The organism is Amycolatopsis sp. w19 (assembly GCF_051373225.1).
In the GTDB taxonomy this organism is placed as follows: domain Bacteria; phylum Actinomycetota; class Actinomycetes; order Mycobacteriales; family Pseudonocardiaceae; genus Amycolatopsis; species Amycolatopsis japonica.
The window spans coordinates 1-772 of record NZ_JBPQFM010000065.1; the positions used below are offsets into that span (position 1 = coordinate 1).

A 772-nucleotide genomic window follows, 5' to 3' on the forward strand; every position below is an offset into this window, starting at 1 on the left:
TAGGAGCCGTAGTAGGGATAGATGTAGATGGAAATCCTCTTAGTTATCAGCTTCAAGTTGCGCCAACCAACGGAGTAGCAGCAGTAAATGCTAATGGAACCTTTAGCTATCAGCCAAATCTTAATTTTAACGGAACCGATCAATTTACGGTGCTGGTATCAGATGGTCAGGGAGGAACAGCCGTTTCCACCGTAACCATCAATGTCATACCAGTAAATGACCCGCCGATTACGTCCAATGTCAGCTTTACCATTGCCGAAGATAGCACGTTAATCAATCAAATTGTGGCGGTAGATCCAGATGGAGATCCATTAACCTTTAGCCTGCAAGCTGCACCTGGCAACGGAGTAGCCGTAGTGAATGCCGACGGAACCTTTAGCTACCAGCCGAATTTAAATTTTAACGGAACCGATCAGTTTACCGTGCTGGTATCAGACGGTCAGGGAGGAACAGCCGTTTCCACGGTGACGGTGATTGTCACGCCGGTGAATGATCCACCAACGGTGCCAAACTACACATTCAGCACACAAGAAGACAGCCCAGTAGTAGGAGCCGTAGTAGGGATAGATGTAGATGGAAATCCTCTTAGTTATCAGCTTCAAGTTGCGCCAACCAACGGAGTAGCAGCAGTAAATGCCAATGGAACCTTTAGCTATCAGCCGAATCTTAATTTCAATGGAAGCGACCAGTTTACGGTGCTGGTATCAGATGGTCAGGGAGGAACAGCTGTTTCCACCGTAACCATCAATGTCATACCAGTAAATGATGCACC

At 47.0% G+C, this 772-nt stretch carries 1 protein-coding gene; it reads left to right on the plus strand.

Annotated elements, in window-relative coordinates; all coding sequences use genetic code 11:
- Positions 1–772, plus strand: a 772-nt coding sequence (locus ACSMFO_RS40140; RefSeq protein ID WP_436462535.1) for a tandem-95 repeat protein, incomplete at both ends; no start/stop codon positions are given.